The 11,473-nt window shown below is 58.6% G+C and carries 10 protein-coding genes; 3 read left to right on the top strand and 7 right to left on the bottom strand.

Features of this window, described 5'->3' with window-relative positions; all coding sequences use genetic code 11:
* Positions 1-42 precede the first annotated feature (42 nt).
* From HNQ50_RS20925 to HNQ50_RS20915, 3 genes are all read left to right on the top strand, one after another.
* Positions 43-630 carry a DUF2889 domain-containing protein gene (locus HNQ50_RS20925; protein ID WP_184103237.1) on the top strand — a complete coding sequence of 196 codons (588 nt, stop codon included), beginning with the start codon at positions 43-45 and terminating at the stop codon, positions 628-630.
* Between the two features lie 137 nt (positions 631-767).
* The gene (locus HNQ50_RS20920; protein ID WP_184103235.1) at positions 768-2,480 is read left to right on the top strand and encodes a hypothetical protein; all 1,713 of its coding nucleotides are present in this window, start codon (positions 768-770) and stop codon (positions 2,478-2,480) included.
* Between the two features lie 27 nt (positions 2,481-2,507).
* Positions 2,508-3,563: an acyltransferase family protein gene (locus tag HNQ50_RS20915; protein ID WP_184103233.1), complete on the top strand. Its 1,056-nt coding sequence runs from the start codon at positions 2,508-2,510 to the stop codon at positions 3,561-3,563.
* Here the strand turns inward: HNQ50_RS20915 and HNQ50_RS20910 are convergent.
* From HNQ50_RS20910 to HNQ50_RS20880, 7 genes are all read right to left on the bottom strand, one after another.
* On the bottom strand, positions 3,530-4,063 hold the full coding sequence (locus HNQ50_RS20910; protein ID WP_184103231.1) for a GNAT family N-acetyltransferase: 534 nt from the start codon (positions 4,061-4,063) through the stop codon (positions 3,530-3,532). The genes HNQ50_RS20915 and HNQ50_RS20910 overlap by 34 nt on opposite strands.
* A complete protein-coding gene (locus tag HNQ50_RS20905; RefSeq protein ID WP_184103229.1) occupies positions 4,057-4,923 on the bottom strand; it encodes a GNAT family N-acetyltransferase in 867 nt (288 codons plus the stop codon). Before HNQ50_RS20905 ends, HNQ50_RS20910 begins: the two co-directional genes overlap by 7 nt.
* 309 nt (positions 4,924-5,232) lie before the next feature.
* Positions 5,233-6,948, bottom strand: coding sequence for an ABC transporter ATP-binding protein (locus HNQ50_RS20900; RefSeq protein WP_184103227.1), 1,716 nt, complete (start codon positions 6,946-6,948; stop codon positions 5,233-5,235).
* Positions 6,949-7,088: 140 nt separating this feature from the next.
* A complete protein-coding gene (locus HNQ50_RS20895; RefSeq protein WP_184103225.1) occupies positions 7,089-8,159 on the bottom strand; it encodes an ABC transporter permease in 1,071 nt (356 codons plus the stop codon).
* A gap of 13 nt (positions 8,160-8,172) precedes the next feature.
* Positions 8,173-9,111: an ABC transporter permease gene (locus HNQ50_RS20890; RefSeq protein ID WP_184103223.1), complete on the bottom strand. Its 939-nt coding sequence runs from the start codon at positions 9,109-9,111 to the stop codon at positions 8,173-8,175.
* A gap of 12 nt (positions 9,112-9,123) precedes the next feature.
* The gene (locus HNQ50_RS20885) at positions 9,124-10,911 is read right to left on the bottom strand and encodes an ABC transporter substrate-binding protein (RefSeq protein WP_184103221.1); all 1,788 of its coding nucleotides are present in this window, start codon (positions 10,909-10,911) and stop codon (positions 9,124-9,126) included.
* A gap of 283 nt (positions 10,912-11,194) precedes the next feature.
* Positions 11,195-11,473 (bottom strand): ExbD/TolR family protein (locus tag HNQ50_RS20880; protein WP_184097844.1); only part of this gene is annotated, 279 nt, incomplete at its 5' end.

Below are 11,473 nucleotides of genomic sequence, written 5' to 3'. Positions count from 1 at the left end.
TCAGGGTTTTGATCGTTACCCGGTTACAGGAGAACGCCCCGCATGAGCCTGAGCCCACCCGTTGCCCGCCAGCATTACCATACTCGCCAGATCCAGTGTCAGGGCTATCTGCGGGAGGATGGCTTGTGGGATATCGAAGCCGCCATCACCGATACCAAGGGCTACCCGGTCACCTTTTACGACGGTCGCTTGCTGGCCCAGGGCGAGCCGCTGCATTTGATGCAGGTACGGCTCACGCTCAATGACCGGTATGAGATCGTCGCCGTGGAGGCCGCCACCCTCGCCTCGCCCTATACCATTTGCCCGCAGATCACGGACTCCTACCAGCAACTGGTGGGCGTGCGCATTGGGCCAGGGTTCAACCGCAAGGTGCGGGAACTGTTTAAAGGCCGTGCCGGATGCACCCATATCACCGAGCTGCTGGGGCCCATGGCCACGGTGGCATTTCAGACCATCTCATCCGGCCTGCGCAAACGGGAAGCCCCCACTCCGGCCGTCGGGCCACGCACCACGGAACAGGCCAGACTATTGGCACGATTGATTGACTCCTGTCACGGCTGGCGTGCCGATGGCGAGCCGGTACGCGTGCAATTTCCGGAACTCTATACCGGTGATACCCCGGATACCTGACGGGAAGTGACGACATTCGTGATGCATTGCACAAAATTGTGCTTGCATCAAAAGTCAGATATGAGAAACTGAAGCTTTCCTGGATACATCTCCGATACAAAGATTGACTCCATTTTGCATCTGACGCGGGAAAGCGCATGAATCTTCCGGAAATGTCGCTGCGGCGGCATGGCCTGTTTCTGGCCGTTGTCATTGTTTACGCAGCCATCTTGATCACACTGGGCCCGCTGGCCACCAACGACGGGCCCATCCACCTGTCGTTTGCCGACATGCTCGGGCACATGGGCAGCGCAGACTGGCCATTGCAGTCGCAAATTTATATGTCAGCGGACACCTTGCAGCCCAATATGGCGATCTACGCCATCTTGCGCGGCTTGTTACTGGTGTTCTCGCCAGATCGGGCCGAGGCGGTGCTGCAAGCGCTGTGTCTGATTGGCCCGGCCGTGGCCGCGTGGTACATGCTGCGTAAAATCAACCCGGATAACGCCTGGCTGGCCCTGTTTGCCCTGCCCCTGCTGGCCAATCAGCTCTTTTTTCTGGGCTTGTACAACTTCCTGTTTTCGCTGACCGGGTTTTTCCTGGCGCTGGGCTGGTATCTGGACCTGCGCCGGCACCCGGCGATCTGGCGCGCGCTGGCGCTGGGCGTGGTGCTGCTCATTACCCTGTTGAGCCACGCCGCCGGCTTCATCATGGCAACGCTGGCGCTGATGGCGCTGGAAACCGTCCGCCTCATCAGTGACTGGCAAGCGGGCTTGCGCGGTCGGGCACTGTGGCAAATCAGCGCTTGTGTGGCGCTGGCACTGTGTCTACCCATCCCGCTGATGGCCTGGTTTGCCATCCGCCAGCATGGTTATCCCACCGAATACGGGCCCGACATGATCGATCGGGCCAAATCCATGGCGCGAGGCAAGCTGTTCCGCCTGCAATCGCGCGACAACCGCGTGCTGCCCGATGCGCTGATGACGCTGATGCTGGTGACCTTGCTGGCGACCATTTACAAAATCTGGAAAGAGCGCCATCACCTCTTTCAGGGTGGCGCCACCCTGTTTACCGGTGTCGGGCTGACGCTGGTTACCTTCTACGCCTTTTGTTTTGTGGTTCCGGATGTCTCTGGCGGTGGCTGGACCCATTTCTGGCGCGCCGAGTTGTTCCCCATGTTGTGGGCACTGCCTTGCGCGGCTTTCCTGATTAACCGGCAATGGCTGCGCTGGGGCTTGTCCGGCCTGGCCGTGTTGCTGTTGGCTGTGCAGTTTCATGAAACCTGGTCGGTACAAGGCCAGGTGCATCAGCAACTGAGTGCGCTGCAGGCGATCGACAAGCAGATTGGCGCGCATTGCACCGTCTTGCCGGTGATCGAGTCCTCCACCCAGTACGACCAGCGTGGCCTGCCCAAGCCCACGGGTTATGAGCCCTTTTTCCAGGCCACCAGCCGGCTGGAACTGGATCAGGACCGGGTGGTACTGTTCAATTTCCTGGCCAGACTGAGCGTCTACCCGATCCGTTTTCGGCCAGGCCATGATCCGCAAGACCTGGTGTACCACTGGGAGCCACAGCAAACTGCCGTAAATGTGCAGCGGCTGGATGTCCCGCGCTTTGAACAGAAAACCGGCATTCCGGTGGACTATGTGGTGGTTTGGGGGCGGCCGCTGGGTAACGACCCGGTCTCACCGCAAGACGCACGCCGCCTGCTGACCAATGCGTCGCTCGTTTATCAATCTTCAGACCAGCAAGTACGCCTTTATCGGCGTAACACCGACATGCCGGGCTTATGCACCAGCCCATCCTCACATCTGGTCGGCAACGCCGCCGTGCGCGCCGCTTCAGCCAAACCGGCCTCCAGGCAGGATTAACCCCGCTTTCACGCTCGAAGGAAACGGATGTCTCGTGACCACTTGCTGGATGGACTCAAAGGCCTGGCAGTGGCTGCGGTCATCTTCATTCACAGTGTGTTCTGGAGCGGCGATCTGTATGTGCCCGCCTGGATGCATGGCGCCTGCCTGTGGATCGATGTCCCGCTGTTCTTCTTTCTGGCCGGTTGGTCGTTTTCCAAAGTAAGTGATCCGGGCAAAGCCTGGCGCAATCTGTGGCGCTTGCAATGGCGCTATATGACCTTTGTGGCGCTGGTCTGGCTGGGGTATCGCCTGGCGGATTATCCGCTGCCGGCAATACGTTTGCTGGAGTGGTTCTTGCACGACTATCACAAGGTTCAGTGGGATGACGCCGTGATGGGGTCCATGTGGTTTGTGCGCGTCTATCTGGGCGTAAGCGTGGCCGCCATCGTGCTGATCTGGTTTCACGCCCGCGCTGCATTACCCGTAGCGCTGGTGCTGGTGGGCGCGATGTATTTCTCGCAATTGTTGCCGGCGGCAGACTGGACCAGCGGCTGGTTACCCATTGTCGCCTTTGGCGTGTTTTACCTGCCGCTGTTCTTGCTGGGCTACTGCCGCGCCAAGGGTCAGCTAGCGTGGTACTGGTATGCCTTGATTGCCGTGCAAGCCGCGTGGCAATTGCTATGCACACCTGATCTGGTCAACGCGCTTATCAATTTGCAGGCTTATAAGTTCCCCGCGCAGTCGCTGTATTTCTCCTGCTCCTGGCTCTCGCTCTGCGTCTTGCTGCTGCTGACCCGCCTACCCGCACTGGCCTGGCTGCTCACCCGTGAACCACTCCGGTGGCTGGGCCGCAATGCGATCCATGCATTCTTTGCCCAGGGTATTTCAACCACGCTGCTGTACATTCCGGTTGGGCTACTTACCCCCTTGCACCCGTACTGGCTGGCACTGCTCGTGCCAATGTTTGCGCTTAACTTGTATTGCGCAGTGCAAATCGCCCGCCTGTTGAAAGCGCTGGAACGGCTGGTGGTGAGTCGGGTACGCACGTGGCTCCGGCCCACATCGGTTCAGTCCCCGGCCCGCTCAAGTTCCAGGGGATAACGCATCACCACCACCGGGCTGATGAAATCCGGCACCTCTTTGCGATACAACTCGGTAAACTGGCGCGCCTGCCAGAAACGCATGGCACGTTCGTAGCTGGCAATCACACCCAACTGCATTTCCTGGCAGCCCCAGGCCCGGGCCAAATCGAGCAATTGCGCCAGCGCCAGTTTGCCCAGACCCTGACCTTGATACGGTTGGGCAAACAGCAGCAACCCCAGAAAAGCGCAGTGTTCCGCCGGATAGCCGCGCAACAGATCCGCCACGCCCAATGTCTTACCGTCCATCTCCAGCGCAAACACAAACTTGTTGGCGTAATCAAAATCGGGCGGGAGGGCATCCAGCGCTTGCTGACCGTCGCCCGGAGCGGGCAGACGGCCTTCGGTCTGCATGCTGAAATCCGGTGCAGCATCAAACACCTGCTGCACCGTCGCGGCATCCGCCGGGTTGTGCCGATCCAGTTGCCGGAGCAGCAGACGGCCCATGCAGCGGTTCAGCATGTCGCCGTCACGGGTTCTGGCGTCAATTCCAGATGCACATGCTCGCCAATCTGCGCAAAACCCACGCGTTTATAGACGCCATTGCTGGTGGGGTTGGCCAGATCGGTAAACAGGAAGATATCGTTGACACCACGCGCGCGCACCATGCGGGACACTGCCGCCACCATTGCCCCGGCATAACCGCGCCCCCGGTATGGCGGCAGCGTGTAGACCGGCCCGATCCGCGATAACGGCGGCTGGTGTGAGGCAGCACAGAGGGCGACGGCAGTCCCGTCAACCTCCCAGATCCACAGGATGTTTACCGGCGCATCCAGATGCAGCTGGATGCGCCGCACCACGTTCTCTACCGGCTCCGCAATACCCGCCTCCTGGCAAAAATCGAACCAGTGCTGCACCAGCCAGGCTTGATCCGCCACGCCAGCTTGTCGCAATACGCCGGCGGCACCGGTACAGACCGGACCGGTCACCAGCTGGAAATTACCCAGCGCAGTATGTACATGGCTGCTATAGCCGGGGAAAAACCGCGCCAGCAGCCAGGCATGCGCCATCGGGCCGACAATATCGGTGGGCGTAATGCCATCTTCCGCCATTGCCGCCACCAGCGCCGCGCAGGCTTCTTCATCCAGATCGGTCATCATGATTGACTGTACCGGCAGCGGGCCGGTGATCATGCAGGCGCCCACGATGGCATCAGCACGCTTGATGAGATACATGCGGCGATCAAATGCCGCCATCGCCTGAGGGGTATTCCGCAGAATTGCGTTGTACAACTGGTTGTGGTCTGCGTACTGCGTGCCCAGCCATGCGCCAGTGAGTGTGGCGAAGACCTGGGGGTCGGAATGGCGTTCGATATGCGTCATGCGATCCTCCTGTCAGGGCAGATTATCCTGGCGTGAGAGAGCACAAAACGCAATGCCAATGGCGTTAAAAACAAAGCCTGGCAACAAGCCGGGCTTTGTTCATACAAACAAGACAGATCAAGCCAGCCACCGTAGCCCGGATGAAGGCCACAGGCCGGGAATCCGGGGTTGTATTGCGTGTTGGGTCTGGGTTCTATTCTTGCGGAGATGGCAACCCCGGATTCTCGCTACGCTTCATCCGGGCTACGGGGAGGTTCCATAAACAAAGCCCGGCAACGAGCCGGGCTTTGTTCATACAAGCAAGACAGATCAGGCCAGCGCCGGCGTGCCGCCCGTCCAGCCTTGCGGAATGGAATCCAGCAGCCGCCGGGTGTAGCTCTCTTTGGGTTGCCGGTAGATGGCGTCCGAATCGCCCTGCTCCACCACTTCGCCCTTGTTCATCACCAGCACCTGGTCAGAGATGTGTTTCACCACCGCCAGATCATGGGAGATAAACAGGTAAGACAGCTTGAATTCATCTTGCAGGTCCTGCAGCAAGTTGAGCACCTGAGCTTGTACAGAGACATCCAGCGCAGACACCGATTCATCACAAATCAACACTTCCGGCTTCATAGTCAGGCAGCGGGCAATGGCAATACGCTGACGCTGACCGCCGGAGAATTCATGCGGGTACTTGACCAGCGAGCGTGCCGGCAAGCCCACCCGATCCAGCAGTTCCTGCGCCATTTTCTGACGTTCGGCCGCGTTGTTGCCAATACCGTGCAACATCATGGGTTCGGCCAGAATCTGCTCTACCGTAAAACGCGGATTGAGCGATGCATACGGGTTCTGGAAAATAATCTGGATACGGCGCTTGTAGGCGTGAAACTCTTTGGGAGACATGGCCAGCAAGTCTTTGCCTTCAAACAGCGCCTTGCCACCCGTGGCCTGATGCAGCCGCACCAGCGTCAGGCCCACCGTGGTTTTGCCAGAGCCAGACTCACCGACAATCCCCAGCGTTTTGCCGCGCGCCAGCTTGAACGACACATCTTTCACGGCGTGGAATTGCTTTTTGCCAAACAAGCCCTGGCGGATATCAAACGACTTCGCCAGGCCTTGCACATCCAGCACGATCTCGTCATCCGCCTGATAACCGCGCTGGCGCTCACCGGCCGAGACAAAACCGCCCGGTTTCATGAAGTCATCAATCACCGGCAGGCGCAGCGGGCGTTGCTCCAGTTGCGGGCGGCAAGCCAGCAGCGCCTTGGTATACGCATTTTGCGGGTTTTCAAAAATCTGCTGCACGTCACCCGCTTCACGGATTTCGCCGTGACGCATCACCACCACCTTGTCGGCAAACTCGCCCACCAGACCCAGATCATGGGTGATGAACAAGACCGACATCCCGCGCTTGGCCTGCAGTTTGGCAATCAGTTCCAGAATCTGTTTCTGGATGGTGACGTCCAGCGCTGTGGTGGGCTCATCCGCAATCAAGAGTTTGGGTTCGCACGCAATGGCGATGGCAATCATCACCCGTTGCTGCTGTCCGCCCGAGAGTTCATGCGGATAGGCTTTGATCTTTTTCTCAGGGTCCGGCAGGCCAACCTCAATCAACAGTTCCAGCGCGCGCTTGGCAGCGGCAGAGCGCGAGAGCTTCGCGTGCAGCATCAGGGTTTCGACAATCTGGTCACCCACGGTAAACACCGGGTTGAGCGAGCTCATCGGCTCCTGGAAAATCATGGCAATGTCTTTGCCGCGCAGGCGGCGCAGCTCTGCGCCGTGCACGTCCAGCAAATTGCGGCCTTCAAACAGGATCTGGCTGGCCGGATCGATCAGCGTCTGCATTTGCGGCAGCAATTGCATGATCGCCATGGACGTCACCGACTTGCCCGAGCCGGACTCCCCCACCAGCGCCACTGTGGCGTTTTTGGGGATATCCAGATTGATACTCTTGAGCGCGTGAAACGGCTCGGCGTCTTCCTGTTTGAAACGCACGTTGAGGTTGCGGATCGACAGGAGGGTATCTTGTTGCACTTGTTGGTTCATGGTGTTCTCCTCTGGGCCCTTGGCCCGTAGCGAGAAGGCGTCAGCGGGGTGAAGCGCAGCACAGCAACCGGAATGGACATGGGGTCCATGAGGATTGCGAGCAGCACATGATCCCCGATCACGGCTTCGCAGTAGGGCTACTACTTGTTGGCTTTGGGATCAAAGGCATCGCGCAGTCCATCTATCAGCAAGCTGAACGCCGTCACCAACAGAGACATGGCGATGGTCACCGCCACCATTTGCCACCACACCCCTTGCACCAGTTCTGCCGGCGCTTCAGCCAGCATGGAACCCAGACTCACTTGCGTGACGCCCACACCAAAACCCAGGAACGAGAGAATGGCCTCGTACTTGATCAGCGATACCGTCAGCAGCGAGAACTGCACCAGCAGCAAGTGCGAGATATTGGGCAGGATATGCACAAAGATCCGGCGGGCATCGCTGGCGCCAATGGCGCTGGCGGCCTGTACGAACTCCCGGTTCTTGAGTTTGAGGTATTCCGCCCGCACCAGCCGGTAAGTGCCCGTCCAGCTGGTCAGTGCCATCACGATAATAATGGTCTTGATCCCGCGACCGGCCACCGCCGCAAACGACAGCAGCAACAACATGTCCGGCACGCTGGTGAACACGCTGTAGAACCAGTTCAAAAAGTCATCGACCTTGCCACCAAAGTAGCCGGAGATCGCCCCCAGCACGGTGCCCAGCAAGAGGGTGAACAAGGCACCAAAGATACCGACAAACACCGAGGTGGACGTGCCCTTGATGGTCTTGACGATCACATCCCGGCCGCGCAGGTCAGCCCCAAAGGGCAGCGTTTCGCGCAGCGGGGTTTCTACCGAGGCATACTTGCCCATGTTCTGACGGGCCAGCGCCACTTCCTTGCCAATGGGGTCTTCAGCCTGTGTCATGGTCACAATCGGCGCGCTGCTTTTGGCGCTGGTCGTGTCTTCTTCTGCCGGTGGCAGGGTTTCTTCTGCGCTTTGCATCAGCCAGGAAGGCGCCGCGTAGGGAATGGCCACTTCTTTGCGCCAGCCATCCCCAATAATATTGAACCAACCGGCGACGGCCAGCGCCAGGAACGCCCCCACCACCACCAGCGAAATCATCGCCACTTTGTCACGTTTGAGCCGGCGCCAGCCCAGCGCCCAGAAACCACGATGCACTTCCGGCGTGCCAGTCATGGCCGGAGCAGCCTGTACAGTACTTGTCATGTTGTCTCTCCGGTTACGTCAGTTGCACGCGTGGGTCGATCAGCTTGTAGATCAGATCGGCCAGCAGGTTAAAGACCATGGTGGCCAGGGCGATGTACACCGTAATAGCCTTGATGATCGGGAAGTCACTGTTGTTGACAGCGAGCACCACCGCGTTACCCATACCCGGAATACTGAAAAAGGTTTCCAGCACCAGTGCGCCGATCAACAGATACGGCAGCGACATCATCACAGTCGTCACGACCGGAATCAGCGCGTTGCGCAGCACGTGCTTGAGCATGACCACACGCTCGGACAACCCTTTGGCGCGGGCGGTACGCACATAGTCGTTACCCAGTTCCTCGATGAAGAACGAGCGATAGAAGCGGATATCCGGGCCAAGTGACACCATCAGACCCATCAACATGGGCAGTGGCACGTAGTACCACAGATTGTGCCAGGCCGAAGCACTCCAGCCCGAGACCGGGAACCAGCCAAACTTGTAGGCCAGCCAGTACTGACCGGCAATGATGTACACCAATGCCGACACCGACATGGCGATGGTGCAACAAATGGTGACAATGCGGTCGGTCAGGCCACGGCGGAAATACGCCACGGTAGCGGCCAGCGGGATGGCGATCAACAGATCAACCACCAGCATGGAACCCGTCAACAACAATGAGGGGCCAATGCGCGAACCAATGATGTCCGACACCGGTTGCTGGGTAGACCAGGACGTGCCGAAATCCAGCGTCAGCACCTGTTTCACAAAGATCAGGAACTGGGCGGACTGGCTTTTATCCAGCCCCAACTGGGCGCGGATATTGGCCAGCGATTCGGCCGTAAGATGCTTGCCGGCCAGGACCAGAGACGGATCACCGCCAAACACGTTAAAAAGGACAAACACCAGCAGCATCACCCCGAACAAAGTCGGGATCATCTGCAATACGCGACGGACGATATAAGCGAACATGTTGCCGGCTCCTTACTTCTGGATATCCATGAAACGCCAGGACACCTGGAAGATGGGGTGAACCTCATCGCCCAGCACGCGGGGTTGCATCATGCGGTTACGGAAACGGGTTTCACCGGGTAACCATGGGGTGTCTTCCATCATCACCTTGTTCATTTCGTCATACAGGTGATTGCGTTCCGGGCTGTCTTGCAGCTTTTGCGATTCCAGATACAGCTTGTCGTAGCGCGGCGAGTCGTAGCACGCCGTGTTTTCGGCGCCGATATTCTTGCTGTAATTGAGCATCACAAAGTTTTCGCCGTCCGGGTAGTCGGCAATCCAGGCCGCACCGACCATGCCATAAGTGCAAGAGCGCATGGCCTTGAGCAGATCGTTGAAGGTCACCGGGCGGAATGTAACGCGCAGATGGATGGAATCGAGTGCTTCTTGCCAGTACTCGTTCCACTGCCGGCCCACGGCGGACGCATCGCTCACAAAATCGATGGAAATGGGCTTGCCATCCGGCGTGGTGCGATAGCCATCCGGGCCAATCTTGTAACCAAACTGGTCCAGCAGTGCATTGGACAACGCGCGGTTGTACTCGTACTGGTAACGGAAATTCGGGTTGTGCCCCACGACGCCTTCCGGAATGGTGTACAGCATACGGACGGCGTTGTTGCGGCGGATATCGCGAATGGTCTGGTCGGTATCAAACGACATGGCAATGGCACGGCGCAGCGCAATCTTTTCTTTGGAAAAGCCGCCCAGCACCGGGTCTTGCATGTTGAAGTCCCAGTAGGTCATTTCCGGATCAAGCACGCGGCTGATCTTCAAACCCGCTTTGCGGTACTCAGCCTTGAGCGCGGCGCGACGCGGGTTCTTCGGGTCCATATTGAGCACCCCGCGCAGCAGCGGCTGCGGAATCGAGTACAACTCATCCAGTTGCCCGCTCTTGAAGGCCAGCCACATGGGCTGTTCTTCCGTAAAAATCTGCACCTCAATGCGGCCAATCTGCGGCATGGTCTTGCCGTTCATTTCCCGCGCCACTTCTTCACCAGCCTTGTCGCCCGGTGTGGGGTGGAAGTCAAACACGACATGACGGAAATTGGGGTTGTAGACCAGCGTGGTTTTCACGCCAGGTTTCCATTCCTTGAGGATGTACGGGCCGGTCCCGACCGGATGGGCCAGCGAGTTCTGGCCGTAGGCTTCCATGACTTCGCGGGACACGGGAGAGGTATGCGGCATGGCCAGCACATACAACAAGGCCGGATATAGCGTTTTGAGCTTGAGCTGGAGCGTGTAGCGATCGAGCGCCTTGATGCCTTCGCACGGGGCGTCGTAGTCAAACTTGCCGTTTTTGGCTTTCTCGGCCAGTTCATCGACACCGACAAAATGGCCCAAAACCAGGTAATTGGAGGGTGAACCAGTGGCCGGGTCAGCCAGACGCTTGAGCCCGTAGACCACGTCAGCAGCGGTCAACTCACGCTTCTTGCCTTTGAAGACAGGGTCATCTGCAAAATAGATGCCCTTCTGGATATGGAAGGTATAAGTGAGACGATCAGCGCTGATCTCGGGCATGCTCGTCGCAATCAGCGGAATCAGCTTGGCCGGGCGGGCAACGTAGTCATACGTCAGCAGCGGCTCAAAGATGTTTTCCATCACACCGTGCGAATACACGTCCGACGTCTTGGCCGGGTCATACCCGGTTTCCGGCGCATTGAACGAGCTATGCAGTACTTTGTCCGGATCGGGCGCAGCCAGCGCGCTAGCGGCGCAGGCAGCAGTCAGCATGGCCATCAGGGCCAGCGCTCTCAGTCTCATCTTTCCCCCTTCCCTCATCAAGCCGTTACGGGGATCGCCCGTAAGCAGAACTGTCCGTTCGCCCTCCCCCCGTCAGAAGCTCCCTTTCTGATCAGAAGGTCTTGGTTATATGTAGCTGAGGCTACATCGAACGTCAGCGGTGCAAGTCTTTTATCACTTGCAAAACCAGTGTCTTGCCCAAGAAAAATGCCTGAGGGGTGATCCCCCCAGGCATTCAATCAACACACGTTGTCCGCGATCTGTCTGTTTCTGCGAGCGCTTGTGCAACGTGCGGCATGCTCCGTCACTGCAAGAACTGCTCACCACCCACAATGCCGATCTTCTTCACCCCAATGCGCTGGGATTCAGCCAGCACCTCGGCCACGGGCGCGTAAGATGCGTCCTTGTCCGGGCGGATGTGGAATTCCGGCTGCGGATTGGCCTTGGCAACCGTGCCCAGACGGCTTTCCAGGTCTGCACGGCCGTTGACCACTTCACCGTTCCAGTGGATCTCGTTGTTCGGCAGGATGTCCAGCTGAACCACCACCGGTTTCTCGGCGTTGTTCGGCTGGTTGTTGTTGGT

Origin of the sequence: Silvimonas terrae, from assembly GCF_014202765.1 — a bacterium.
Classification (GTDB): domain Bacteria; phylum Pseudomonadota; class Gammaproteobacteria; order Burkholderiales; family Chitinibacteraceae; genus Silvimonas; species Silvimonas terrae.
The sequence above is the reverse complement of the archived record's forward strand: the minus strand, read 5'-3'. Positions and strand labels throughout refer to the sequence as shown.

Coding starts and splice junctions, on each gene's coding strand:
- HNQ50_RS20925 (WP_184103237.1), top strand. CDS start 43: ATGAGCCTGAGCCCACCCGTTGCCCGCCAGCATTACCATACTCGCCAG.
- HNQ50_RS20920 (WP_184103235.1), top strand. CDS start 768: ATGAATCTTCCGGAAATGTCGCTGCGGCGGCATGGCCTGTTTCTGGCC.
- HNQ50_RS20915 (WP_184103233.1), top strand. CDS start 2,508: ATGTCTCGTGACCACTTGCTGGATGGACTCAAAGGCCTGGCAGTGGCT.
- HNQ50_RS20910 (WP_184103231.1), bottom strand. CDS start 4,063: ATGCTGAACCGCTGCATGGGCCGTCTGCTGCTCCGGCAACTGGATCGG.
- HNQ50_RS20905 (WP_184103229.1), bottom strand. CDS start 4,923: ATGACGCATATCGAACGCCATTCCGACCCCCAGGTCTTCGCCACACTC.
- HNQ50_RS20900 (WP_184103227.1), bottom strand. CDS start 6,948: ATGAACCAACAAGTGCAACAAGATACCCTCCTGTCGATCCGCAACCTC.
- HNQ50_RS20895 (WP_184103225.1), bottom strand. CDS start 8,159: ATGACAAGTACTGTACAGGCTGCTCCGGCCATGACTGGCACGCCGGAA.
- HNQ50_RS20890 (WP_184103223.1), bottom strand. CDS start 9,111: ATGTTCGCTTATATCGTCCGTCGCGTATTGCAGATGATCCCGACTTTG.
- HNQ50_RS20885 (WP_184103221.1), bottom strand. CDS start 10,911: ATGAGACTGAGAGCGCTGGCCCTGATGGCCATGCTGACTGCTGCCTGC.